The sequence below is a fragment of the Streptomyces sp. NPDC030799 genome (assembly GCF_055572255.1).
In genome coordinates this window covers 177,819-202,087 of sequence record NZ_JBVIDS010000009.1, presented here as the reverse complement: position 1 = coordinate 202,087, position 24,269 = coordinate 177,819, and the positions used below count along the sequence as shown (strand labels likewise).

Below are 24,269 nucleotides of genomic sequence, written 5' to 3'. Positions count from 1 at the left end.
CGACGCGACCCCCGCCGACACCGGGCGCCAAGGAAAGCTCGCCCCTGGCAGCAATTCCCGGCCCAGCACCGCGTACCCGGGAAACACCGCACCCCCATCCGCGTACGCTCGACCGGATACCCCGACCACCGAGGCCCCCGTTGACCCTCCTCCCCGCTCTCACCGCACAGGCCAGAGCCGCCGCCCACCCGCCCGCCGGCGGAGCCCCCTGTACCTGCGGCGAACCGACCGCCCCTCTGGCCGACCGCCCCGACGCCACCGTCGTACGGCACGCCGACACCGTCGCGAAGGCCCACGCCCCCGATACCGACCCGGCCGCGCTGACCCTCCGCCTGGCCGTTGCCGCCCGCCTCCCGGACGTCCTCCTGCCCCCGCTCACCCCGGCCCCCACCCCTCTGCAGGAGCGTTTGGTCACCTTCTGGCCGTACGGCGCCCCCGTGGACCCCGACGACCCGGACGCGGCCCCCTGGGAGGCCACCGCCACCCTCCTCGCTCGCCTGCACCGGACCGCCCCGCCCGACGGCCTGCCCCCGATGCGCGGCCCCGCCAAAGCAGCCCGCGCCATCGCCCGGCTCCACACGGCCCTGCGCGCCACACCCCGGGCCGAACCGCATTCCGAGCCGTACCCCGAACCCTCTTCCGTCCCCCCGGCCGAAGCCCCTGCCGGGCCGCAGGCCGCACCCTCTTCCGTCTCCCCGGCCGAAGCCCATGTCGAGCCCTGGGCGGAACCTCGTCCCGAGCCGCAGGCCGGAGCCCATGCCGGGCGGCAGGCTGAACCCGCTTCGGGCTCCCGGGCGGGACTTCTTGCCGGGCCGCAGGCTGAACCCCCTTCGGGCTCCCGGGCCGGACTTCGTGCCGGGCCGCAGGCCGAAGCCCAAGCCGGGCCGCACGCCGAACCGCCTTCCGGCCCTCACGCCGAACCCCCTTCCGAGCCCCCCGGCGAACCCCATGCCGAGCTGCACCTGGCAGCCCGCCCCGTCCTCGCCGCATGGGCCGCTCTCCCCGCCTGGGCCCGCGGCGAGGCGCCCATGCCGGGGACACCCGCCCTCTGCCACGGGGACCTGCACCTCGGCCAGCTCGTCCGCCACCCGGCGCCGGACGGTCCCTGGCGGCTGATCGACGTCGACGACCTGGGGACCGGCGTCCCCGCCTGGGACCTCGCGCGCCCGGCCGCCTGGTACGCCTGCGGGCTCCTCCCACCCGACACATGGACCCGTTTCCTCGGCGCGTACCAGCGCGCAGGCGGTCCCGCCGTACCCCCGGCCGGCGACCCCTGGCCCGCCCTGGACGTCCCGGCCCGGGCGCTGACCGTGCAGACGGCCGCCCTCGCCCTCGCCAAGGCGCTCACGGCCGGCCGTCCGCTGGACGAGGTGGAACAGGCCGTCGTCGACGCATGTGCCCGAATGGCCCCGATTCCGCACCCGTTGGCCTCCACGCACACGAACAGAGACACGGACTAGGCTGCAACCGACCAGGGCTGGACGGAGTCTGTCCTGGGGAAACACGAAGCAGGACCGACCGGCGAGGAGTTGAGCCGACCATGCACTGTCCGAAGTGCCACGCCCCGATGAACACCTACAACCGCAGCGGCGTCCAGATCGAGCAGTGCAGCGGCTGCCGGGGCATCTTCCTGGACTACGGCGAGCTGGAGGCGCTGACCCAGCTGGAGTCCCAGTGGTCCAAGCCCGTCCCGCCGGCCCCGCCCGCCGCCCCGCAGGCCTACCCGGCCCCGCCCGCCCCCGCCTGGGGCGCCCCGCACGGCGGTCACCACGGCGGCCACGGGCATCACGGCCACCATGGTCACCACGGTCACAAGAGCTGGGCCCACATGCTCTTCTCCAGCTGATCCGGGACACGAAGAAGCCCCCGGCCGTACGAAACGGCCGGGGGCTTCTTGCTGTGTGGACGATACTGGGATTGAACCAGTGACCTCTTCCGTGTCAGGGAAGCGCTCTCCCGCTGAGCTAATCGTCCGCAAGCCGTGACCCGAGGGTCACAGTCAGTGCGCGATACTGGGATTGAACCAGTGACCTCTTCCGTGTCAGGGAAGCGCTCTCCCGCTGAGCTAATCGCGCGGGTGGGGGATCTTCGAGAAGACCCGTGGATCTTGCGAGAAGATCCAGTGGACGATACTGGGATTGAACCAGTGACCTCTTCCGTGTCAGGGAAGCGCTCTCCCGCTGAGCTAATCGTCCTTGGAGGTGGAGACGGGATTTGAACCCGTGTAGACGGCTTTGCAGGCCGTTGCCTCGCCTCTCGGCCACTCCACCAGGAGTGTAGGGGATCGGGATGACCCCTTCTTCCTTCGAGCGGACGACGAGGCTCGAACTCGCGACCTCAACCTTGGCAAGGTTGCGCTCTACCAACTGAGCTACGTCCGCTTGTCGTTTCGGTCCGCTTCCGCGTCCCGGCGACGTGTTGAACTCTAGCGGATTCCCGGGCCAGTACAAAAACGCGTTTGCGCAGCGTGCTGCGGTGCCCCCGGCGGACGACGTGGTCAGGGCCCCCTCGGGGTCGTCCCGGAGCCACCTCTCGGACACCCGCCCTAGACTCGACCACGTGCTCCACCACCCTTCCCGGCTCCCAGCTCTGGCCCGCTTCGGCGACCGCGTCGCCACCGGCCTCCTCGACGTCACCAGTGATCCCGCCGCCCTGGACTCCGCGGGGTTCTGGGCCGTCTGCGCGGACTTCGAGGGCCGGCTGACCTGCGCCCGCTTCGCGGACGTACGCGAGGAGCCGGTACCCGCGCCGGCGCCGGGCGGCTGGCGGGGCCCCGCGGTGGGTGACTGGACCTCCTCCCTGGACCGGGCCGCGTACACGACGGCCGTCCGCCGGATACGCGAGCACATCGCGGCCGGCGAGGTCTACCAGGCCAACCTCTGCCGGGTGCTCAGCGCGCCGGTCCCCCCGGACGCCGACGTGGACGCCCTGACCGCCCTGCTGGCCCGCGGCAACCCGGCACCGTACGCCGGGACCATCCGGCTGCCGCAGCACGGCGTGGAGATCGCCACCGCCTCGCCCGAGCTGTTCCTGCGCCGGGACGGGCGTGTCGTGGAGTCGGGACCCATCAAGGGCACCGGCCGCACGGAGGCGGACCTCCTGGAGAAGGACTACGCCGAGAACGTGATGATCGTGGACCTGGTCCGCAACGACATCGGGCGTGTCTGCGCGACCGGGAGCGTGACCGTCCCGGACCTGTGTGCCGTGGAGAAACACCCGGGCCTGGTCCACCTGGTCTCCACGGTCCGCGGCGAGCTGCGGGACGGGGCAGGGTGGCCGCACCTCCTCACGGCCGCCTTCCCGCCCGGCTCGGTGACCGGTGCGCCCAAGTCGAGCGCCCTGCGGATCATCGAGGCCCTGGAGACCGCCCCGCGCGGCCCGTACTGCGGCGGCATCGGCTGGGTCGACGCAGACCGGGGCACGGGCGAGCTCGCCGTGGGCATCCGCACCTTCTGGATCGACCGGCCCGACGGCGCTACGGCGGTGCTGCGCTTCGGTACCGGCGCCGGCATCACCTGGGGGTCCGACCCCGAGGGGGAATGGCACGAGACCGAGCTCAAGGCGTCCCGGCTGCTCGCGGTAGCGTCGGGAACGTACGCGGCAAGTGGAGGGGTGTACTCATGAGGATCTGGCTGGACGGCGGGCTGCGTGACCTGGAGTCCGCCCGTGTCTCCGTCTTCGACCACGGGCTGACCGTCGGCGACGGCATCTTCGAGACGGTGAAGGCGGTCCACGGCAGGCCCTTCGCCCTCACCCGGCACCTGGACCGGCTGAGCCGCTCGGCCCGGGGCCTCGGCCTGCCCGAGCCCGACCACGACGAGGTCCGGGAGGCCTGCGCGGCCGTCCTGGAGGCGAATCCGATGCCGCTCGGCCGGCTGCGGATCACCTACACCGGCGGTCACGGCCCGCTCGGCTCCGACCGCGGCGAGCACGGCCCGACCCTCGTGGTCGCCCTCGGCGAGACCACCCGCCGCCCGGACACCACCGCCGTGATCACCGTCCCGTGGACCCGTAACGAGCGCGGAGCGCTGACCGGCCTGAAGACCACCTCGTACGCCGAGAACGTCGTCGCCCTCGCCCGCGCCCATGAACGCGGCGCGTCGGAGGCCCTGTTCGGGAACACGGTCGGACAGCTCTGCGAGGGCACCGGGTCGAACGTCTTCGTCGTCCTGGACGGCCAGATCCACACTCCTCCGGTCGCCTCCGGCTGCCTCCCCGGCATCACCCGCGCGCTGGCCGTCGAATGGACCGGCGCCAAGGAGACCGATCTGCCGCTGGACGTGCTGGAGCGCGCGGACGAGGTCTTCCTCACCTCGACCCTGCGGGACGTCCAGGCCGTGCACCGGATCGACGACCGCGAGCTGCCCGGCACCCCCGGCCCGGTGACCGCCAAGGCCATGCGGATCTTCGACGAGCGGTCCGGACAGGACCTGGACCCCTGAGCGGGCCCGAGCCGGGCCCCGGGCGGGGCCGAAAACGGGCTGACTTGGTGGTCGGTCACGGGTAGAACACCTGTGATGACCACGACCCTGCGGCCGGTCGAGCCGCTCCAGCACAACGCCGACGGCACCCGTTCCCGCCGCTACCAGGTGTGCGTGAACAGCCGTCCCGTCGGCGACATACACCTCGGCACCTCGCCGTCCTTCGGTGATGCGGTGGCGCGCGTCATCGACCTGCGGATCGCCGAACCCGACCGGCGGCGCGGGCGGGGCACCGTGGCCGCGCTCGCCGCGGAGGAGGTGGCGCGCGGCTGGGGCTGCACGCAGATCGAGACGTCCGTCCCCGCCTCGGCCGAGACGGCCCTGCGGTTGTTCGGCGCCCTCGGCTACACCCTGCGCAACCGCCGCATGGAAAAGCGCCTCGCCACCAGGCCGCCCGAGCTGCCGCCGGGCAGCAGCGCGCGGCGCATGACGGAGTCCGAGTACGACGCGTGGTACGCGTACGAGAGCGAGCAGTACGCGCGCCAGTGGATCGAGCGCGGCGTCCCCGAAGCCACGGCCCGCGCCAAGGCCCGCAGGGACCATGAGGGATTGCTGCCGCACGGGCTCATGACCGACGGCATGCTCTTCAGCGTCCTGGAGCACGAAGGCGCCCGTGTCGGCACGCTCTGGCTGGCCCTGCGGCACGACAGGGCGTACGTGTTCGACGTGCGGGCGGACGAGGCCCACCGCGGCCAGGGGCACGGCCGCACACTCATGCTGCTGGCGGAGCGCCAGGCCATCGAGGCCGGCCGACCGGTCCTCGGCCTCAATGTGCACGCGGGCAACGTCCCGGCCGAGCGGCTGTACGAGTCACTCGGCTACGAGACGACGTTCCACACCCTCGCCAAGCCCCTGCTGTAGGCGGTGCCCCTGCTGCAGGCGGTCCGGGAAATCCGGCTGTGCGGCTCAGGCCTCCTGCTCGCCCAGCAGCCGGTCGGCGATCCTCTCGATACGCTCGCGCAGTCCCTGCTGGCTCTTGCCGCCGTCGAGGCGTTCGCCGCCGATGACATACGTCGGGGTGCCGGTCACACCGATCGCCTTGCCCTCGGCCTGGTCGGCGTCCACGATCAGGATGTGCCGGCCGTCGATCAACGCGGTGTCGAACTCCTCGGCGTCGAGCCCGAGTTCACGGGCCACCTCGACCAGGAAGGGTTCTCCCTGACGGTCCAGCTCCTCGACCCGCTGCAGCACGGCCTCCACGTACGGCCAGCCCTTGCCCTGCTCCAGTGCTTCCTCGGCGGCCTGCGCGGCGGCGAAGGCGTGCTTGTGCTTCTCCAGCGGGAAGTGCCGCAGCCGCAGCTCCAGCCGGTCGCCGTAGCGGGCGCGCAGGGCGCGGACGTCGTCCAGGGCGGTACGGCAGTCGGGGCACTGCAGTTCGCACCAGACGTCGAGAACGAGGGCGTCGGTGCGTGCGGGGGAGGAGTCGCTCATGCCGACCAGTCTTCCAGGCCGGACGCGGGTGACCCAATCGGGACGGTACGGCTGCCGTGCCCGGGCCACGGCGGCACGGCACCGGACCGGCACTCCAGTAGGAGGTGACCCGGAGATGTCCCTGATGTGCCGCGGGAGCGTGGCATCGCCAGGACGAGGCGGTGCAGGATGGAGGGGACGGAGGCGGTGCGCCGTGCCGCGTCCGCGCACTGCGCGCCTTCCACCCGACCGAGCCGCCAGGAGGACCGGATGATTGCCGAGACAGTCTGCTCCGCCGTGTCCGCGGCGGGCCTGGGCATAGCGGTGGTCACGGCCTACCGCAGGCGTTTCCTCACAGCGGCCCGCATCGCGGCCTACTCGCTGGTGCCGGTCGGCCTGGTGATGACCGGAGTGGTGGGCTGGCTCGCCGACACCGCCTTCAGCCCCACCGCCTGGGCCGGCTTCGGCGTGCTGGGCGCGGCCTGGCTCCTGTTCGCGGGCACCCGGGCGGTCGAACGCCGGCGCGGCGGCACCCGCGCCCAGCGCAGAGCGGCCCGCGGTGACCAGGCCGAGGCCGTGGCCCCGGGGGCGTCCGCACCCTCCCTGGGCGCGGGCACCCGGCCCGCGACCGGATCCGCCACCGCCCCGCGCGCCACCGGCTCCGCCGACGACTTCAGCGACATCGAGGCCATCCTCAAGAAGCACGGCATATGACGGCAGGACGCCGCCGCGGGGGTGTCACGGCCCGGCAGGCGCCTTCGAGCTGAAACGACACAGAGTGTCGTGCGGGGGTCCGGAACCGTTCACAAGCCGAATCAAGTCGGACGAGACGGTGCGGAATGCGGTAACTCCCGCATATCGCGAGCGTGTTGATCGCGTTCGGAGTCTCTTCTGCGCCATCATCGGCCGCGAGATGCTGGACACAGAGAGCGAGGCCGCGCCGCCGAAGGACGAGCCGCGCGGGTGCCTCTTCGCCCTATCCCAGCCACCGCTGATGATCTTCCTTGCGGTGATCGGGTGTCTGCTCCTCATGGCTGCGCTGCACGACCTGCTGTTGCTGTGAGCCGTACACGTCGGTCCCGGCGCCACCCGCCGGGACCGATGTCGCCCCGACCTCGGCGTCGAGTCGCCGCGCGATTCGGCCGACGGCCGTGCGACTCCCCGGGGACGCGGACCCGCCCGGCACACAGCCAGGCGGCCCTACGGCTCGCCGCCGGGCGATGGTCAGCCCGTCGCTTCCTTCCGGCGGGCCCGGTACGCGGCCACGTGCAGCCGGTTCCCGCAGGTGCGGCTGTCGCAGTAGCGGCGGGATCGGTTGCGGGAGAGGTCGACGAAGGCGCGCCGGCAGTCCGGTGCCTCGCAGCGCCGCAGCCGTTCCTGTTCCCCGGCCACCACGAAGAAGGCGAGTGCCATTCCGCAGTCGGCGGCGAGATGGTCGGCCACGGACGCGCCGGGCGCGAAGTAGTGCACATGCCAGTCGTAGCCGTCATGGTCGGTCAGGCGCGGGGTGGTGCCCGCGGCGGCGACCAGCTCGTTGATCAGCCCGGCGGCGGAGCGGGCGTCCGGCGCGGCGAAGATCGCCGCAAAGCGACCCCGGATCCTGCGCACCGCAGAGAGATCGAACTCCGACAGCACGCCCACATCGCTGATCTCGTGGTTTCGTACGAAATCCGCGAGTGCCGGGACATCGGGCAGTCCGTCGGCCGCCGCGTCGTCCTCCGGCGCGGTGTTCACCAGATCGACCACGGTGTCGAGGGCGCACCGGGTGTCGTGGGTGATCAGCACGTTTCGCTCCCTGGCCTGGGGGGTCGGGCGGACGCCCGCCGATGCTGGCCGATGGTAGCGACAACCCCGCCCGCCGCACCGTCCGCAGCCCGACTCGCTTGCCGGTAGAACGCCGCCGTGCCGCCGACGGTTCCCGCAGTGCGCGGACGCGCACAAGCCGACGCCGCCCCGTGAGCGCTCACGGTGACGGCGCCGGCCTGTGCCGTATGCGGTTGTCTTGGCCCGAGCCGTCTCCCCGAGTGGACGGCGCCGGGCTGCTTTCGGAGGCCGCGACCTAGCTCTCCGCCAGGATGTGCGAGAGCTCCTGATCCAGATCGAAGTGCCGGTGTTCCGTGCCGGGCGGCACGGCGGCGTCGGTTCGCTTCAGGAAGGACTCCAGGGCCCGTGCCGGGGCCTCGAGCAGGGCCTCTCCCTCCGGGGAGCTCAGGGCGATGCACACGACGCCCTGACCATGGCTGCGCGACGGCCAGACACGGACGTCGCCAGTGCCGGTGGGCCGGTGGAGCCCCTCGGCGAGGAGGTCGCGGGCGAACACCCACTCGACGGTCTCCTCGGCTCCGGTGTGGAAGGTGGCGTGCACGGCGTAGGGGTCGGCCGTGTCGTACCGCAGGCCTGCGGGGACAGGCAGGGATGACTCGCTCGACACAACGAGGCGCAGGTGCAGCTCGCAGCTGACCGTGGTGTTCATAAGCGCCAGGGCCTTTCGCTCAGTGTGCGCTCGGGGATTCGCACGTCGGCGAAATCGACATGCCACCTACGATGCCGTTGTAAACCCCTCTGAGGGTTTTGCGTGTCTTTACGTAACTCTTCCGGCCGAGAACTCGTACGAGACCTACGTCCATTCCAGTGACTGGATTCACTCGGGTAGGGTTTGTCCGTATGAATACGGGGAGTGACGAACCGGGCGAGGTCGCCGTGGCGGCGGACAAGGCGAAGGCGGACCGGAAGGAAGCCGGGCAGGAAGCCGCGCGCGGGGACGGCGGCGGGCTCGGCTCCCGTGCGCCGGAATTCGTCAAGGCGCGCCGGCTGCTGCATCTGAGCTGGCAGGTCGGCGTCTTCGTGGTCGGCCTCGCGGTCGTCGCCGCCGGCATCGTCATGCTGCCGCTGCCGGGACCCGGCTGGGTGGTGATCTTCGGCGGCCTGGCGATCTGGGCGACCGAGTTCGTCTGGGCGCAGCTCGTGCTCCGCTGGACCAAACGCAAGGTCACCGAGGCCGCCCAGCGGGCCCTCGACCCCAAGGTGCGCCGGCGCAACATCACGCTGACCGTGATCGGGCTGGTGATCGTGGCCGCGCTGGTGGGGATCTACGTGTGGAAGTTCGGCCTCGTCATGCCGTGGAAGATCAAGGAACAGTGATCCGGCTCCGCCGCCAGGCCGTCCGTCGCCCCGGCCCCTGGTCGGAAGCACCCCCTGACATGGGGTAATGTTCTTCCTGCGCCCGGGCGATTAGCTCAGTGGGAGAGCGCTTCGTTCACACCGAAGAGGTCACTGGTTCGAACCCAGTATCGCCCACCCGGACCGACGGCCCACCTGCAGAACAGCAGGTGGGCCGTCGGCGTATGCGCAGGCGTCGGCATGGAGGGGGCGCGACGGGCGAGGCGGGACGAGGCGCGGGCGTGGAGTGCCCTGACGCCCGCGTCAACGCTGCCCGCTGGCCTGGGAGCCCTTCCCTCCCGCTCGCATGTGGGGGCTCCGAGGAGACGGCTCACGCCGGAGAACGGCCTGCGGGGAGGGGCGGCGGCTCGTCGCCGGAGAGGGGCCGCGCGCAGGCACGTTTTGCCGAAGCGGCAACAAGTCTCGTGCGCAGTGGACCCGCCGCAAGAACATTTTCATAGAGGCGGCGCCTACCGAGCTTCCTCCCGCCGAGCGAGCCTCCGAGCAGTCCCCCTGGGCCGCGTCAGCCCCCGGGCCACCCCAGGCCCACCGGGACCCGGCGCCGCGCCACCCTCCGCCCCTCAGCCGCCCGCCTCCCAGCATGCGCACGCCCACCATCCGCACGCTCTCCACCCATCCAACCCCAGGAGCCGCCATGCCCCGCCCACTGCCTACCGGCCCTCTGCCTGCCGGTCCCGTGCCCGCTGGTTCGCCGCCCACCGGCCGTATGGCCCCTGGACCCCTGCCCACCAGCGCGTTGCCCACCCACCACCTGATTCCCTCACCGGCCGGTCGTCTCCACCTGGTCGAGCAGGGCCGTGGCCCTCTCGTGTTGCTGGTGCACGGGTTCCCGGAGTCCTGGTACTCCTGGCGGCACCAGTTGCCGGCCCTGGCCGCCGCCGGTTACCGCGCCGTGGCCGTCGACGTCCGGGGCTACGGCCGTTCCTCCAGGCCGGCGGCCGTGGACGCGTACCGGATGCTCGACCTGGTCGCGGACAACGTCGCCGTGGTGGAGGCGCTGGGGGAGGAGTCCGCGGTCGTCGTCGGCCACGACTGGGGCGCCACGATCGCCGCCACCTCCGCCTTGACCAGGCCCGACGTGTTCCGCGCCGTGGCGCTGCTGGGCGTGCCGTACAGTCCGCCCGGCGGCCCACGGCCCAGCGACGTCTTCGCGCGCATGGGCGGTGACGAGGAAGAGTTCTACGTCGGGTACTTCCAGCAGCCGGGCCGGGCCGAGGCGGAGATCGAGCCCGATGTGCGCGGCTGGCTGGCGGGCTTCTACGCCGCCCTGTCCGCGGACACCATGCCCGCCCCGGCCGCCCCCGACCCGCACTTCGTCAGCCGAGGCGGGACCCTGCGCGAACGCTTCCCCACCGGCCCGCTGCCGGCCTGGCTGGGCGAGGGGGACCTCGACTTCCTGGCCGGGGAGTTCGAAAGGACCGGCATGACCGGGGCGCTGAACCGTTACCGGAACATGGACCGGGACTGGGCGGACCTGTCCGACCAGCAGGGCGCCCCGATCACACGGCCGTCGCTGTTCATCGGTGGCGGTGCGGACGCCTCGCTCGTCTGGCTGGCCGACGCGGTCGAGGCGTACCCCGAGACCCTGCCCGGCCTGCTCGGCTCGCACATCCTCGACGGCTGCGGGCACTTCGTCCAGCAGGAACGTCCGCAGGAGACGAACCGGATCCTCATCGACTGGCTCGCAACCCTCCCCGACCACGGAAGTACCCGAAGATCAAGGTGAAGACGGACTTCCAGACGTACGCGTCCTTCCGGCGGAAGTCCCCCGGACGTTTTCCAAAATGCCGTCACCTTTCTCCGGAAGTACGACAAGCAAGGAATTCTCCTCGACCTCAAGTCCCGAGTGCGGCCCGGTAATCTGACCCTGAATCACTTCCGGGACGGCGTGACGAAGGTCGGCGAGGTCGACGGAAAGCAGCTCGGAATTCCCGTCGGTTCCCACACCATGGCGCTCGTCATCGACAAAAGGTGTTCCGGAAGGCCGACGTCGAGCCGCACCCCGGATGGACCCGGGGTGGTGGACCGACGGCTGCAACCGCGTCAGGGCCGGCATCGTCACCGACCCGGAGGTCGTCGCCCAGGACGACCCCAAGTTCCCCCGTAGCGGGCGAGCCGGGGAGAAGGGGGAGCGCCGTCGCACGGGCGGCGGCGCTCGCCCCCCGAGTGTGGCCGGTGCCAGGGCGCGGCACATGAGTACGCGTACTCAGATTTATGCGCGGCGATTCATGCGCGGCGATTCATGCGCGGCGATTCATGCGCCGCACCGGTACGGGCACACTCGGTCCATGGACTGGACCCGCTACCGCTTCCGCAGCCTGTGGTCCCTGCCGGTGCCGCCCGCCGCCGTGTACGCGGTGCTGGAACGACCCGAGGACTATCCCCGCTGGTGGCCGCAAGTCCGGTCGGTGACCCGGCTGGACGACGCCACCGGCGTCCTCACCATCCGGTCCGTCCTGCCGTACGACATGACCTTCACCGCACGCAGGACCCGCCACGACCCCGGAGCCGGTGTGCTGGAGGTGTCCCTGTCCGGTGACGTCGAGGGCTGGGCCCGCTGGACGGTCACCGCCGAGGGCCCGGGCACCCTGGCCCGCTACGACCAGGAGGTCCGGGTGCGCAAACCGCTGCTTCGCCGGCTCGCGGTACCGGGCCGCCCCGTCTTCCGCGTCAACCACCGGCTGATGATGCGGGCCGGACGGCGCGGACTGCTGCGGTACCTGGAAGCGGTTTGAACGAAGGGCGCCGGGACCTGTATTGTTCAGTGCGTTCCCGGGCGATTAGCTCAGTGGGAGAGCGCTTCGTTCACACCGAAGAGGTCACTGGTTCGAACCCAGTATCGCCCACCGGGAAAGAGCCGGTCCGCAGCAGCGGGCCGGCTCTTTTGACATCGGCTTCGGGATGCCAGGGGGGCGTCGTGGGCGAGGTGCAGGGCGGCGAACAGCGCAAGGAGGTTCCGAGACTTGGTGCGGACGCGCGCCGGCTCAGGGTCCGCAGTCTGATCAGGATCTTCCTGCTCGTGCTGGTGCTCGCCGGGGTGGTGGCGCTGGCCCGGCTGGCGGCCAACACCGAGCGGGTCACCACGATGTGGGTCGGAGCGCGGATCTCCGCCGACGGCAGCGCCCGTATCACGGAGGTCATCGACTACGACTTCGGATACCCGCACGACGAACGGCACGGCATCTACCGCGACCTGCCGGACCTGCCCTACGACGAGGACCAGGCCCATATCACCGTCACCATGGACGGCCACCGCGTCCCCTGGGAACTCACGGTGGGCGACTACTACACCGAACCGAACGGTCGCCGTGAGATCGCCACCCGCATCAAGGTCGGCGACCCCGGCAAGGCCGTCACCGGCGTGCACCGCTACCGCGTCCAGTACACCCTGCAGGGCGTCGTGAAGAAGGGCAGGATGGCCTGGGACGCGGTGGGCACCGGCTGGCAGGTCGACCGGTCGCACGTCGAGATCCACGTCGTGGCCCCCCACCTGCTCACCGCCCCGCGCTGCGTGCGGGGCACGGACGGCTCCGAGCGCGGCTGCGCCGTGGAGCCGACCGGCGCCGGTGTGCTCACCGTCAAGCCGGTCCGGCTCCAGGGCAAGGAAGGACTCACCCTCTACGCGACCCGGGGTCACTCCCTGGGGGGAGCGCAGCCGCTGCTGCCCGCGCCGCCCGGCGGCAAGGCCGTCGGCACCACCGTGACCCATCCGCTCCTGGTCGCCCTGTACACCGCCGGCCTCGCCCTCGCCGCCGCGCTGGCCGCGATCGGGCTGCTGCGCCTGTTCGGCCGGGACCGGCCCGCCCCCGAGGGCGCCGACACGGCCCTCGGCGCGCCGAGCGCCACACCCCCGCCGGGCCTGAGCCCGGCCCAGGGCGGGATCCTGGCCGACGAGCGGGTCGATCCCCGGCACCAGACCGCCTGGCTGCTCGAAGCCGTTGCGGACGGTCACCTCGTCCTCGCGGGTGCGGAGCACGCGCCGACCCTGCGGCGCCGCAGCAGGGGCGCGGGATCGGACGACCCGGTCAGCAGGGAGGTCCTGCGGTACATCTTCGCCGGGCGTGACGAGATCATGCTGGGCCATTACGACTCGTCCTTCCAGACGGGCTGGCAGGCGCTCGCCCGCCACCTGCGGCAATGGCAGGCCGACTCCGGTCTGTGGGACGCGGCCTCCGTACGCCGCGCGCGCACCGGACGGTACATCGGCATCGCCGCAGCGGTGCTCGGCTTCCTCACCGCCGTGGTGGGCGCGGGCCTCAGCGGGGCCCGCCAGGCGGCCGGGGTGCCGGTGCTCGTCGCGGGCGGGGTCCTCTACGGTGCCGGCCTCGCGCTGGCGCGGCGCGCCTGGGAGCTGCACCGGCGCACCACCGAGGGCAGCGCCCAGCGGCAGCGGGTCGAGGCGTTCCGGCACTACCTCGCCGATCCGTCCGCCGTGCCGCACGCGGAACCGCTGGACGACGATCAGGTGCGGCACTACACGGCCTGGGCGGTCGCCCTCGGTCTCGGTGACACCTGGCGGCGGGCCGTGGAGACCTCCGCCGTGCCGACCCGGCAGCCCTCCTCCCGCGCCGTACGGCTCGGGCCGGCGCTGGCCGTCGGACTGGTCGTGACCGCCGCACTCTCGTCAAGAGCACCGTCCTCCAGCGGCGGCGGCTCCGGCTCCGGCTCCGGCGCGGGGGGCTCCTCCGGAGACGTCGGCGGCGGAGCGGGCGGCGGCGGAGGCGGCTCCTGGTGAAGCGGCGCCTGTGCGGGGACGGACCGGGGGTGCCGCCTCCGCACGGCGGCGGTTCCGGGATTCCACCGCCGGTACGGCAGCGTCCGCCGCTCGCCCCCCACATGCTGGGCGGCTCTCCGATCACCCCAGGGCGCGCACGGCGGCGGCTCCCCGTGTGCCGCCGCCCGGGAACGCCCCTACGCCGCCGCCGGCAGCTCCGGTCGCAACGGCCAGTCCGTGTGGACGATCTCCTCCGACCCACTGCGCGCGAACCATGCCTGCAGACCGCGCGCCTGCGCCGCGTGCCAGTTGGCCTGGAGCGTGTGCAGCTCGGCGGGGGAGAGGCGTTCGAGACGGGTGGCGAAACGGCGGCCGAGGGCCCGTACGACCTCCAGGGCGGCCAGCGCGTCCGCGCCCGCGTCGTGCGCGCCCTGCAGCGTCACGCCGTAGTGCTCGCACAGGTCCGTCAGCGTGCGGCGGCCCTTGCGGTAGCGGTCCAAGTGTTTGTCCAGCACCCGCGGGTCCAGCACCCTCAGCGGCACCGACTCGAACCAGCGGTCCAGCGACGACGCCCGGTGCCGGCGCAACTCCCGGTCCAGCAACGTCAGATCGAAGGGCGCGTTCATCACCACCAGCGGGCGGCCCATCGCCGCGTGCTCCGCCAGCTGCTCGGCTATCTCGTACATCACCGGCGCGGGCCAGCGGCCGTTGTGCTGCAGGTGCTCCTCCGTCAGCCCGTGCACCGCCGTCGCCTCCTCGGGCACCGGCACCCCCGGATTCACCAGCCAGCGGGACACCCGGGGCCGGGTTCCCGGCGCGTCCTGGACGACGACGGCGGCCGACACGATCCGGTCGGTCTCGACGTCCACGCCCGTCGTCTCCGTGTCGAAGGCGGCCAGCGGCCCCTCGTACCAGTACGTCATCCCAACCCAACTCCTCGTTCACCCAGGGCAGGTGACGTTCCGTCTTCTGCCCGTTTGGTGATACCCGGGCCGTTTGCGCCGTACGCCGCAAGGAGACAACAGGAGTACGGGTCTTTGCAGTTCAGCGGCCCGCAGCGGGGAAACTCTTGGCTTGGAAGGCTGTTGGTCATGGCCACTGTGCAGCCCGAGCGGGGCGGGCTGCTGCCCGATCGCACGGGCCCCCTCCGCGGCACGCTCGCCACCACCGCCTGCATGGAGACACTGCAGGTCGGCTATCTGCACGCGGTCGCCGCCGCGTCCGGCTGCTCGCTGTCCCAGCCCTTCCCGGACAACGGCATCGACTGGCACGTCAGCCACAGCGCGCCCGGACACACCGTCGACGACGAAGTCACCATCAAGGTGCAGCTCAAGGCCACCTACCAGGTCGCGCCGAACCCTCCGGGGCGCTCGTTCTCCTTCACGCTCGACAACGACCACCTGCGCAAGCTCGCCCGCACACCCGTCTCGGTGCACAAGATCCTGGTCGTCATGCTCGTCCCGCGCGCCCGGGACGACTGGCTGCGCGCCAGCCACGACCGGCTCGACCTCAGGCACTGCTGCTACTGGGTCAACCTCGCCGGCCACCCCGTCACCGGCCGGCACCGGACCACCGTGCGGATACCGACCACGCGCATCTTCGACGACCGGGCGCTCTGCGAGATCATGACGCGGGTCGGGACGGGAGGCAGGCCATGAGGAGCCGTCCGTACGAGGAGCTGCCGCGCCAGGTCCGGCCGCATCCCGAGGATCTCGGCCGGCACCGGCCCCCGGACCCCGCCCAGGTCGACCCCGCCGTGCTCGGCGCCCTGCTGCACCGGCACGGCTGGCAGCGGCGCGGGGGAGCGGCGGGCCGGTACGGCCGCTGGACCCCGCCCGGCCCGGGCGGCGGCGGGACCAGTCTCCTCGTGCCGGAGAGCCGGGCCTTCCCGGACAGCGACGACCTGCTCGGCGAGGCCCTCGACGCCCTCGCCCGCAGCGACACCCCCGCCGCGCGCGAGGTGCTCATCTCCCTCGCCGTACCGAGCGACGAGATCCGCTGGTGGCGCGACACCCCGAGCGGACCGGTGGGCGCCTCGCCCTGGACGGCCGACGAGCAACTGCGCGGCGGCGTCCGGCAGATGCTGCTCGCCGCCGCGCTCGCCACACGCGCGCGTGCCGGCTACTACGGCGCCCGCCACCGCCGCTCCGCCGCAGCACTCCTTCAGGACGTCCTCGTCGGCCCCGCCACCGAGGGGCGCCACCTCACCGCGTTCGTGCCCGTGCCCGCCGGCCGTCCGCTCGCCGTCCGCCTCCACCAGGCCCTGTACGCCGCCCGCGAGGCCATCGACTACCAGCGGGCCACCGGCGGCATGGACGCCTTCGACGGCGCGGTCGAGGCCGGAGTCAGCCGCGAACTGGTCGAGGCGGTCGCTGCGCTGGTCAGGGGCACCGAGGGCGCCCGGATCGCCGTCGCCTGGGCACCCGGCGCCGGCGTTCCCGAGGGCTGCGCCCCCTCCGCCGAGCCCGTCGAGTTCTCGCCCGGGGACCTGCCCGTCCTGCGCGAGGCCGCCGCCCGCTATGTGCGCGAGGAACCCTCCGTCCCGGTCCGCATCACCGGCGCCGTCGTCCGCATGCGCCGCTCCGGACCGGGCGGCGAGGGCACCGTACGGCTGCGCGTCCTCTCCGGCGCCGACGTCCCGCACATCCGCGTCACCCTCGACGAGGAGGACTACCACATCGCCGGCCACGCCCACCTCGTCGGACTTCCGGTGCGGGTGCACGGCCGGCTGGAGCGCCGGGGCGGCTTCCGCCGGCTCACCGGCGCGTCCGGGGTCGTACCCGTGCAGGTGGACGAGGGCGAGCGGGACCGGCTGATGAAGGCCCTCCAGGAAAATCTGGACTTCTTCGAGGAAGCCTGCGGGGAAGCGTACGGGGACGGGGACTGAGGGTGACCGTTTAGCGGTCGGTGCCGTCGGGTCGGTACGATCGCCAGTGCGCGCGCTCCTGGTATGGCGCCGCACCCCACCTTCAGTCAGGAGAGACCGGTGTCAGACGTCCGTGTGATCATCCAACGCGATTCCGAGCGGGAAGAACGCGTGGTGACGACGGGCACTACGGCCGCCGACCTCTTCGCGGGCGAGCGCTCGATCATCGCCGCGCGCGTGGCCGGCGAGCTGAAGGACCTCGCGTACGAGCTGTCCGACGGGGACGAGGTCGAGGGTGTCCAGATCTCGTCCGAGGACGGCCTGAACATCCTGCGCCACTCCACCGCGCACGTCATGGCGCAGGCCGTGCAGGAGCTGTTCCCCGAGGCGAAGCTGGGCATCGGCCCGCCCGTCAAGGACGGCTTCTACTACGACTTCGACGTCGAGAAGCCGTTCACGCCCGAGGATCTCAAGGCCATCGAGAAGAAGATGCAGGAGATCCAGAAGCGCGGGCAGCGCTTCTCCCGCCGTGTGGTCACCGACGAGGCCGCCCGTGAGGAGCTGGCCGCCGAGCCGTACAAGCTGGAGCTGATCGGCCTCAAGGGCTCGGCGTCGCACGACGACGGCGCGGACGTCGAGGTCGGCGCCGGCGAGCTGACGATCTACGACAACCTGGACGCCAAGACCGGCGAGCTGTGCTGGAAGGACCTCTGCCGCGGTCCGCACCTGCCCTCGACCCGGCTCATCCCGGCGTTCAAGCTGATGCGCAACGCGGCCGCCTACTGGCGCGGCAGCGAGAAGAACCCGATGCTCCAGCGCATCTACGGCACCGCCTGGCCGTCCAAGGACGAGCTGAAGGCGCACCTGGACTTCCTCGCCGAGGCCGAGAAGCGCGATCACCGCAAGCTCGGCACCGAGCTGGACCTCTTCTCGATCCCCGAGCAGATCGGCTCCGGCCTCGCCGTCTTCCACCCCAAGGGCGGCATCATCCGCCGGGTCATGGAGGACTACTCGCGGCGCCGCCACGAGGAAGAGGGCTACGAGTTCGTCTACACCCCGCACGCGACGAAGGGGAAGCTCTTCGAGACGTCCGGGCACCTGGACTGGTACGCCGAGGGCATGTACCCGCCCATGCAGCTCGACGAGGGCGTGGACTACTACCTCAAGCCCATGAACTGCCCGATGCACAACCTGATCTTCGACGCGCGCGGCCGGTCCTACCGCGAACTGCCGCTGCGTCTCTTCGAGTTCGGGACCGTGTACCGGTACGAGAAGTCGGGCGTCGTGCACGGCCTGACCCGTGCCCGCGGCTTCACGCAGGACGACGCGCACATCTACTGCACCCGTGAGCAGATGTCCGAGGAGCTGGACAAGACGCTCACGTTCGTCCTGGGGCTGCTGCGCGACTACGGCCTCACCGACTTCTACCTGGAGCTGTCGACCAAGGACCCCGAGAAGTTCGTCGGCTCCGACGAGGTCTGGGAAGAGGCCACGGAGACCCTCCGCCAGGTCGCCGAGAAGCAGGGTCTGCCCCTCGTGCCCGACCCGGGCGGCGCCGCCTTCTACGGCCCGAAGATCTCCGTCCAGGCCAAGGACGCGATCGGCCGGACCTGGCAGATGTCGACCATCCAGCTCGACTTCAACCTGCCCGAGCGGTTCAACCTGGAGTACACCGGCCCCGACGGTTCCAAGCAGCGTCCGGTCATGATCCACCGCGCGCTGTTCGGCTCCATCGAGCGGTTCTTCGCCGTCCTCCTGGAGCACTACGCGGGAGCCTTCCCGGCGTGGCTGGCGCCGGTCCAGGCGCTCGGTATCCCGGTGGGAGACGCGCACGTCGAGTACCTGGAGAAGTTCGCCGCCGAGGCGCGGAAGAAGGGCCTGCGGGTCGAGGTGGACTCCTCCTCGGACCGCATGCAGAAGAAGATCCGCAACGCCCAGAAGCAGAAGGTGCCCTTCATGGTCATCGCGGGCGACGAGGACATGTCGGGCGGCTCGGTCTCCTTCCGCTACCGCGACGGCTCCCAGGAGAACGGCATCCCGTTGGACGAGGCCATCGCGAAGATCGCGAAGGTCGTGGAGGACCGGGTCCAGGTCTGACCCGCACCACCCCGAAGGGCCCCCGGGATCAGCTCCCCGGGGGCCCTTCCTCGTCCGTGCCCCGGGCGAACCGTTGCAACAGCAGCGAGGAGAACGAGCCGGTGATCGCGCCGAGCAGAGCGAGACCGCAGGCCATCAACCCCACCGCGAGGACCCGGCCCAGGGCTGTCACCGGGGCCATGTCGCCGTAGCCGACCGTCGTCAGGGTCGCGCAGGTCCACCAGACCGAGTCACCGAACGTCCGGATCGTGGCGTGCGGAGCGGCACGCTCCGCCTGGTACACCGCGAGGGCACCGGAGAAGCCCAGCAGCACCGCGGACAGGCTGGCGTACAGCATCACGCGCGCGTGCAGCGCGAGGCGTGCGGCACCGCGCCGCCGCTGGACCACGTCGTACAGCCGCACGATACGCAGCGGCCACAGCAACGGCAGCAGCACGACCAGCGTGTCCAGCCAGTGTCGGGTCACGAAGCCGGGCCCACGGCCGCTCAGCCGCCAGTGCATCGCGTAGTCGACGACGAACACCGCCCAGGCGGCAGCGATGATCACGCGCAGGACGTCGTCCAGGGCCGGGGGCAGGTCCCGCGCCAGCACATGCGCCGCGTAGCCGGCGAGATAGACGAACGACGCGATGCCGAGCGGCACCGCGGCGCGCCCCTCCCAGCGTTCCCAGCGCTGCGTTCTGCTGTCGTCGTCCACCGGCCAAGCTTGGCCGGTGCACCCGCTCCCGTTGCCCCGGCGACACGCCGCGAACGGGCGAAGCCATATGCTGCCTAGCATGACGACTGAGCCGGAGCAGCAGATCGGAGTGGGGACGCAGGACGCGTTCCAGCGCCTGTGGACGCCCCACCGGATGGCCTACATCCAGGGTGAGAACAAGCCGAGCGGCCCGGGGGCCGACGACGGCTGCCCGTTCTGCTCGATCCCGGCCAAGTCCGACGAGGACGGTCTGATCGTCCGGCGCGGCGATCATGTGTACGCCGTGCTCAACCTCTACCCGTACAACGGCGGCCACCTGATGACCGTGCCCTACCGGCACGTCGCCGACTACACCGAGCTGACCGGCCCGGAGACCGCCGAACTGGCCGAGCTGACCAAGCAGGCGATGACGGCCCTGCGCTCCGCGTCCGGCGCGCACGGCTTCAACATCGGCATGAACCAGGGCACCGTCGCCGGCGCAGGCATCGCCGCCCACCTCCACCAGCACGTCGTCCCCCGCTGGGGCGGCGACACGAACTTCATGCCGGTCGTGGGCCACACGAAGGTGCTGCCGCAGCTCTTGGCCGACACCAGGAAGATGCTGGCGGAGGCGTGGCCCGCGTAGGTCCGAGGTGCCCTCCGCGGAGGGCACCGCTCACGCGTCGTACAGGTCCGCCTTCCGCGGCGTCGGGTCCTGCACCAACCCGCTGAGGACGCCCGAGCGCATGCCGAACTTCTCCGTGTCCACGCCGTTCTCCTCCAGCACCCTGATCGCCGCCGAGTGCACCACCCGCAGCACCGGTGTGGCCGCGCGCAGCGCGTCGTCGGCCATGAAGCGGTGCCGCCACGGCTGGTCGGCCCAGGCGTGCCGCAGGCCGAAGGGCTCCGGCAGGACCAGCGAGCCGCCGAGCCAGTTGAGCAGCGGCGGGTACCAGGTCAGCGGGGCGCGCGCGGCGAGCCGTACCACCTCGTCGGTGGTGACCAGCGGCAGCATCACCTTCCGGGTCTCCCACGGCTTGAGGGACTTGGCGACCTCCTTGCTCGGCGGCTCCGGCTTGGAGGTGAACACCGGGTTCACCGGTCCGAGCGCATGCCCGGTGACCTCGATGCGCAGCGTCTCGTGCAGCACCGTCACCGTGATCAGCATGGTGAGGACCAGCTGCCCGTCCCACAGCGTCCACTGCACGCCCAGATAGTGCCGGTCGCCGCTGCCGAACTGCTGCTTGTTGCAGATCTCCTGTATCGCGTGCGGCTTCACCTGGAAGGCCTCGACGTCGGTGCCCTCGGGCCGGGCCACCTCCGCGGCCTTCTCGCCGATCGGGGTGACGATCCAGTGCCGTATCGCCGGCTTGGGGAAGCCGCCGGTGTTCAGCGGGCCGCGCTCCAGCAGGGCGAGCTGGTCGTGGATCGCGCGTACGACGTCCCAGCTGCGGAAGGGATGGATCTCCCGGGTCGGATCGGCGGGCAGCAGATCCTCGGCGAGCTGCCAGGCGCCCCAGCGGGTGCCCATGCCGAGTATGCCCTTGGGACCGGCGTAGAAGACCGAGTTCGACTGCTGCTCGGCGCTGAGCCGGGCCAGCGACTGGCGCAGCTCCTCGGCCGCCGTCTGGTTGGGTCCGCGCGGCACGGCCTCGGGGACCTTGGCGCCCACACTGGTGCCCGAGAGCAGGCCGCCCCAGCGGGCCCGCAGATCCCTGGCCGTGCGCTCGCAGATCTGCTTGGCCCAGAACCAGCCGAGCACCGGCAGCACGACGCACGCCCGCGCATACCACGCCCAGAAGCCGCTGAACGGCATCTTGACCAGGAACAGCGCGGCCAGCACGCCGACGCCGGTGAGCAGCACGGTGGCGAGCGTCCCGGCCCGCCTGTCGTCACGCTTGGCGACGAACGTGCGCAGCTGGAACACGAGCAGCCAGGCGATCAGGCCCGGCAGGAAGAGCACTCCGCACAGGACCGTCACTGCGGTCAGGCGGTTGTCGCGCTCCCGGCGGATGTTGTTGGCCGCGAGGCAGTGCTCCACCACGAACTGGGGCTCGGAGCCGAAGGACTGGATGAGCGGCTTGCGGCCGGGAGCGAGCATCCGGGCGACCACGGCCCGCGAGAAGGCCTCACCGAGATTGGGCCTCAGCAGCGCGATCTTGCCGGCCTTGACGGTCGACTGATGCCATTCGTTGTCGGCCTTCTTGATCTCCTCGATCGGGCTGTCCCGGTAGGCCGCGGAGGCCAACGCGGAGGTCGCCGCCTGGCCCTCGTCGCCCGAGACGGGCACCTGGGGCCCGTCCCACTCCGTTCCCAACGACATTCCCGCCCCCATCGTCGGCCTTGCTACTGCGGCCTTCCCGACTTCCTCGCCCCGCACACCTGTTGAACAGGCCCTCGTTGTGATCAGCGTATCCGCCGCCACCGACAGCGCGCGGGCGGACGGCCGAAGCCGCCCGCCCGTGCGCCGGGTTGTGCGCCCGATGACGTACCGTCAGCTAGCCGTTGTCACCCGCCTGTTCACGGATCCGCTCGGCGATCTGCGGCGGCATCGGCTCGTGCCGGGCGTACGAGCGGTCGAAACGGGCCGTGCCGTGCGACAGCGAGCGCAGGTCGACGGCGTACCGGCCGATCTCGAACTCCGGCACCTCGGCCCGGATCACGGTCCGCCCCGAGCCCACCTGCTCGGTGCCGAGCACCCGGCCGCGCCGGCTGGACAGGTCGCTCATCACGGCGCCCACGTAATCGTCGCCGACCAGCACGGACACCTCGGCCACCGGCTCCAGCAGATGGATCTTCGCGTCCGCCGCGGCCTCGCGCAGCGCCAGCGCGCCCGCGGTCTGGAACGCGGCGTCGGAGGAGTCCACCGAGTGCGCCTTGCCGTCGACCAGCGTGACCCGTACGTCCACGAGCGGATAGCCGGCGGCGACGCCCTTGGCGGCCTGGGCCCGCACGCCCTTCTCCACGGACGGGATGAACTGGCGCGGTACGGCGCCGCCGACCACCTTGTCCACGAACTCGATGCCCGAGCCGCCCGGCAGCGGCTCCACCTCGATCTCGCAGATGGCGTACTGCCCGTGTCCGCCGGACTGCTTCACATGCCGCCCGCGTCCGGTGGCCTTGTTCGCGAACGTCTCGCGCAGGGAGACCTTGTGCGGGACGACGTCGACCTGGACGCCGTAGCGGCTGCGCAGCCGTTCCAGGGCGACGTCCGCGTGGGCCTCGCCCAGGCACCACAGGACCACCTGGTGGGTGTCCTGGTTCTGCTCCAGCCGCATCGTCGGATCCTCGGCCACCAGCCGGGACAGGCCCTGCGAGAGCTTGTCCTCGTCGGCCTTGCTGTGCGCCTGGATGGCGATCGGCAGCAGCGGGTCGGGCATCCGCCACGGCTCCATCAGCAGCGGGTCGTCCTTCGCGGAGAGCGTGTCCCCGGTCTCGGCCCGGCCCAGCTTGGCCACACACACCAGGTCGCCGGCCACGGCGTGCGTCACCGGCCGCTGCTGCTTGCCGAAGGGCATGGTCAGGGCGCCGACCTTCTCGTCGACGTCGTGGTCCTCGTGGCCGCGGTCGGCCAGCCCGTGCCCCGAGACGTGCACCGTCTGGTCGGGGCGCAGGGTGCCGGAGAAGACGCGCACCAGCGAGACACGGCCGACGTAGGGGTCGGAGGAGGTCTTGACGACCTCGGCGACCAGCGGGCCGGCGGTGTCGCACGGCTTCAGCTCGCGCGGCTTGCCGTCGATGGTGGTGACGTCGGGCAGCGGGTGCTCGAACGGGGTCGGGAAGCCGCCGGTGACCAGCTCCAGCAGCTCGACCGTGCCGAGGCCCTGCCTGGCGCCCTCGGCGGCGGGGGCGGCGGCCAGGACGGGGAAGAACGAGCCACGGGCGACGGCCCGCTCCAGGTCCTGGATCAGTGTCATGACGTCGACCTGTTCGCCGCCGAGATAGCGCTCCATGAGGGTCTCGTCCTCGCTCTCGGCGATGATCCCCTCGATGAGCCGGTTGCGGGCCTCCTCGATGTCCGGCAGCTGGTCCTCGCCGGGTTCGGACTCCTTGCGCTCCCCGGTCGAGTAGTCGAACAGCTTCTGCGAGAGCAGCCCGATCAGCCCGGTCACGGGCGCGTGCCCGTCGGGCCCCTCGGGGCCGCGCAGCGGCAGGTACAGCGGGAGCACGGCGTCGGGATCGTCGCCGCCGAAGGCCTCCGCGCAGATCCGCGTCATCTCCTCGAAGTCCGCGCGCGCGGCCTCCAGGTGCGTGATCACGATCGCCCGCGGCATGCCGACGGCCGCGCACTCCTCCCAGACCATCCGGGTGGAGCCGTCCACGCCGTCCGAGGCGGAGACGACGAACAGGGCCGCGTCCGCGGCGCGCAGACCGGCCCTGAGCTCCCCGACGAAGTCGGCGTAGCCGGGGGTGTCGAGCAGGTTGATCTTGATGCCGTCCCATTCGACGGGCACCAGGGAGAGCTGTACGGAGCGCTGCTGCCGGTGCTCGATCTCGTCGTAGTCCGAGACGGTGCCGCCGTCCTCCTTGCGGCCCGCCCGGTTCACCGCCCCCGCGGTCAGCGCGAGGGCCTCCACCAGAGTCGTCTTGCCCGAACCGGAGTGGCCGACCAGCACCACGTTCCGTACGGACGCGGGCTGGTCGGCCTCAAGAGCCCTGCCGGCGGCCCCGGGGTGGTGTGTCTGAGTCTTGTCGCCCATGATCCTGCCTCCCGTGCACGGTGAGGTCACTGTGGGCGCGGACACGCGGGACCCGCGTGCACTGGCGGCTCCGGCGACGCCCGCGGTTATTCGAGCTTTCCACTCCCGTCACGCTGCGTCCATACGAACGACAGCCGCGGACGCC

21 protein-coding genes, 7 tRNA genes and 2 pseudogenes are annotated in these 24,269 nt (G+C 71.8%); 18 read left to right on the top strand and 12 right to left on the bottom strand.

The window, feature by feature from the left end; genetic code table 11:
* Positions 1–944: 944 nt before the first annotated feature.
* Positions 945–1,460: pseudogene (locus ACZ41I_RS23560) on the top strand (phosphotransferase family protein); the annotation flags it as partial.
* Positions 1,461–1,540: 80 nt separating this feature from the next.
* Positions 1,541–1,846 carry a TFIIB-type zinc ribbon-containing protein gene (locus ACZ41I_RS23555; protein WP_363220731.1) on the top strand — a complete coding sequence of 102 codons (306 nt, stop codon included), beginning with the start codon at positions 1,541–1,543 and terminating at the stop codon, positions 1,844–1,846.
* A 56-nt stretch (positions 1,847–1,902) separates the two neighbouring features.
* On the opposite strand, the gene ACZ41I_RS23550 is transcribed toward ACZ41I_RS23555, so the two are convergent.
* The 5 genes from ACZ41I_RS23550 to ACZ41I_RS23530 form a co-directional block, all read right to left on the bottom strand.
* Positions 1,903–1,974, bottom strand: a tRNA-Val gene (locus ACZ41I_RS23550).
* A gap of 29 nt (positions 1,975–2,003) precedes the next feature.
* A tRNA-Val gene (locus ACZ41I_RS23545) sits at positions 2,004–2,075 on the bottom strand.
* Between the two features lie 48 nt (positions 2,076–2,123).
* Positions 2,124–2,195, bottom strand: a tRNA-Val gene (locus ACZ41I_RS23540).
* 1 nt (position 2,196) lies between these two features.
* A tRNA-Cys gene (locus ACZ41I_RS23535) sits at positions 2,197–2,270 on the bottom strand.
* 38 nt (positions 2,271–2,308) lie between these two features.
* Positions 2,309–2,381 (bottom strand) — tRNA-Gly (locus ACZ41I_RS23530).
* Positions 2,382–2,559: 178 nt separating this feature from the next.
* Between ACZ41I_RS23530 and ACZ41I_RS23525 the strand changes: the two genes are divergently transcribed.
* The 3 genes from ACZ41I_RS23525 (at position 2,560) to ACZ41I_RS23515 (ending at position 5,342) form a co-directional block, all read left to right on the top strand.
* Positions 2,560–3,624, top strand: a complete 1,065-nt coding sequence (locus ACZ41I_RS23525) for a chorismate-binding protein (protein WP_363220372.1) — start codon at positions 2,560–2,562, stop codon at positions 3,622–3,624.
* Complete coding sequence (locus tag ACZ41I_RS23520) at positions 3,621–4,442, top strand: aminotransferase class IV (RefSeq protein WP_399771283.1); 822 nt, start codon at positions 3,621–3,623, stop codon at positions 4,440–4,442. Before ACZ41I_RS23525 ends, ACZ41I_RS23520 begins: the two co-directional genes overlap by 4 nt.
* Positions 4,443–4,517: 75 nt before the next feature.
* Positions 4,518–5,342: a GNAT family N-acetyltransferase gene (locus tag ACZ41I_RS23515; protein WP_468514968.1), complete on the top strand. Its 825-nt coding sequence runs from the start codon at positions 4,518–4,520 to the stop codon at positions 5,340–5,342.
* A 45-nt stretch (positions 5,343–5,387) separates the two neighbouring features.
* Here the strand turns inward: ACZ41I_RS23515 and ACZ41I_RS23510 are convergent, their stop codons facing one another.
* Complete coding sequence (locus ACZ41I_RS23510; RefSeq protein ID WP_363220375.1) at positions 5,388–5,912, bottom strand: DsbA family protein; 525 nt, start codon at positions 5,910–5,912, stop codon at positions 5,388–5,390.
* 249 nt (positions 5,913–6,161) lie between these two features.
* Between ACZ41I_RS23510 and ACZ41I_RS23505 the strand changes: the two genes are divergently transcribed.
* Positions 6,162–6,605, top strand: coding sequence for a hypothetical protein (locus ACZ41I_RS23505; RefSeq protein WP_468514967.1), 444 nt, complete (start codon positions 6,162–6,164; stop codon positions 6,603–6,605).
* A gap of 199 nt (positions 6,606–6,804) precedes the next feature.
* A complete protein-coding gene (locus ACZ41I_RS23500; protein WP_023552049.1) occupies positions 6,805–6,954 on the top strand; it encodes a hypothetical protein in 150 nt (49 codons plus the stop codon).
* A gap of 161 nt (positions 6,955–7,115) precedes the next feature.
* Here ACZ41I_RS23500 and ACZ41I_RS23495 read toward each other — a convergent pair whose 3' ends face one another.
* Both ACZ41I_RS23495 and ACZ41I_RS23490 read right to left on the bottom strand, forming a co-directional pair.
* A complete protein-coding gene (locus ACZ41I_RS23495) occupies positions 7,116–7,676 on the bottom strand; it encodes a CGNR zinc finger domain-containing protein (protein WP_351211679.1) in 561 nt (186 codons plus the stop codon).
* A 274-nt stretch (positions 7,677–7,950) separates the two neighbouring features.
* Complete coding sequence (locus tag ACZ41I_RS23490) at positions 7,951–8,364, bottom strand: SsgA family sporulation/cell division regulator (protein WP_004002642.1); 414 nt, start codon at positions 8,362–8,364, stop codon at positions 7,951–7,953.
* Positions 8,365–8,555: 191 nt separating this feature from the next.
* Between ACZ41I_RS23490 and ACZ41I_RS23485 the strand changes: the two genes are divergently transcribed.
* The 7 genes and pseudogenes from ACZ41I_RS23485 (at position 8,556) to ACZ41I_RS23455 (ending at position 13,806) form a co-directional block, all read left to right on the top strand.
* The gene (locus ACZ41I_RS23485; protein WP_468514966.1) at positions 8,556–9,032 is read left to right on the top strand and encodes a TIGR02611 family protein; all 477 of its coding nucleotides are present in this window, start codon (positions 8,556–8,558) and stop codon (positions 9,030–9,032) included.
* 84 nt (positions 9,033–9,116) lie between these two features.
* Positions 9,117–9,188 (top strand) — tRNA-Val (locus ACZ41I_RS23480).
* Positions 9,189–9,777: 589 nt separating this feature from the next.
* Positions 9,778–10,797 carry an alpha/beta hydrolase gene (locus ACZ41I_RS23475; RefSeq protein WP_468321349.1) on the top strand — a complete coding sequence of 340 codons (1,020 nt, stop codon included), beginning with the start codon at positions 9,778–9,780 and terminating at the stop codon, positions 10,795–10,797.
* Positions 10,773–11,084: pseudogene (locus ACZ41I_RS23470) on the top strand (ABC transporter substrate-binding protein); the annotation flags it as partial. The gene ACZ41I_RS23475 and the pseudogene ACZ41I_RS23470, both read left to right, overlap by 25 nt.
* 275 nt (positions 11,085–11,359) lie before the next feature.
* On the top strand, positions 11,360–11,806 hold the full coding sequence (locus ACZ41I_RS23465) for an SRPBCC family protein (RefSeq protein ID WP_363220970.1): 447 nt from the start codon (positions 11,360–11,362) through the stop codon (positions 11,804–11,806).
* 39 nt (positions 11,807–11,845) lie between these two features.
* A tRNA-Val gene (locus ACZ41I_RS23460) sits at positions 11,846–11,917 on the top strand.
* Positions 11,918–11,988: 71 nt separating this feature from the next.
* The gene (locus tag ACZ41I_RS23455) at positions 11,989–13,806 is read left to right on the top strand and encodes a DUF2207 domain-containing protein (RefSeq protein WP_468514965.1); all 1,818 of its coding nucleotides are present in this window, start codon (positions 11,989–11,991) and stop codon (positions 13,804–13,806) included.
* 176 nt (positions 13,807–13,982) lie between these two features.
* On the opposite strand, the gene ACZ41I_RS23450 is transcribed toward ACZ41I_RS23455, so the two are convergent.
* On the bottom strand, positions 13,983–14,708 hold the full coding sequence (locus ACZ41I_RS23450; protein ID WP_360099333.1) for a 3'-5' exonuclease: 726 nt from the start codon (positions 14,706–14,708) through the stop codon (positions 13,983–13,985).
* A gap of 168 nt (positions 14,709–14,876) precedes the next feature.
* Here ACZ41I_RS23450 and ACZ41I_RS23445 point away from each other — a divergent pair, with 168 nt between their 5' ends.
* The 3 genes from ACZ41I_RS23445 to thrS all read left to right on the top strand — a co-directional run bounded on the left by ACZ41I_RS23445 (position 14,877) and on the right by thrS (position 18,748).
* A complete protein-coding gene (locus tag ACZ41I_RS23445) occupies positions 14,877–15,443 on the top strand; it encodes a DUF4365 domain-containing protein (RefSeq protein WP_468514964.1) in 567 nt (188 codons plus the stop codon).
* Positions 15,440–16,672 carry a hypothetical protein gene (locus ACZ41I_RS23440; RefSeq protein ID WP_363216456.1) on the top strand — a complete coding sequence of 411 codons (1,233 nt, stop codon included), beginning with the start codon at positions 15,440–15,442 and terminating at the stop codon, positions 16,670–16,672. The genes ACZ41I_RS23445 and ACZ41I_RS23440 overlap by 4 nt, the downstream gene beginning before the upstream one ends.
* Positions 16,673–16,771: 99 nt before the next feature.
* On the top strand, positions 16,772–18,748 hold the full coding sequence (gene thrS, locus ACZ41I_RS23435; RefSeq protein WP_399771306.1) for a threonine--tRNA ligase: 1,977 nt from the start codon (positions 16,772–16,774) through the stop codon (positions 18,746–18,748).
* A gap of 28 nt (positions 18,749–18,776) precedes the next feature.
* On the opposite strand, the gene ACZ41I_RS23430 is transcribed toward thrS, so the two are convergent.
* On the bottom strand, positions 18,777–19,445 hold the full coding sequence (locus tag ACZ41I_RS23430; protein WP_468514963.1) for a potassium channel family protein: 669 nt from the start codon (positions 19,443–19,445) through the stop codon (positions 18,777–18,779).
* A gap of 67 nt (positions 19,446–19,512) precedes the next feature.
* On the opposite strand from ACZ41I_RS23430, the gene ACZ41I_RS23425 reads away from it, so the two are divergent.
* Positions 19,513–20,070 (top strand): HIT family protein, encoded by a 558-nt coding sequence (locus ACZ41I_RS23425; RefSeq protein WP_363216453.1) that lies wholly within the window; start codon positions 19,513–19,515, stop codon positions 20,068–20,070.
* A 30-nt stretch (positions 20,071–20,100) separates the two neighbouring features.
* On the opposite strand, the gene ACZ41I_RS23420 is transcribed toward ACZ41I_RS23425, so the two are convergent.
* The gene (locus tag ACZ41I_RS23420) at positions 20,101–21,747 is read right to left on the bottom strand and encodes a hypothetical protein (RefSeq protein ID WP_363216452.1); all 1,647 of its coding nucleotides are present in this window, start codon (positions 21,745–21,747) and stop codon (positions 20,101–20,103) included.
* 175 nt (positions 21,748–21,922) lie between these two features.
* Positions 21,923–24,124 (bottom strand): elongation factor G-like protein EF-G2, encoded by a 2,202-nt coding sequence (locus ACZ41I_RS23415; protein WP_468514962.1) that lies wholly within the window; start codon positions 24,122–24,124, stop codon positions 21,923–21,925.
* Between the last annotated feature and the right edge of the window lie 145 nt (positions 24,125–24,269).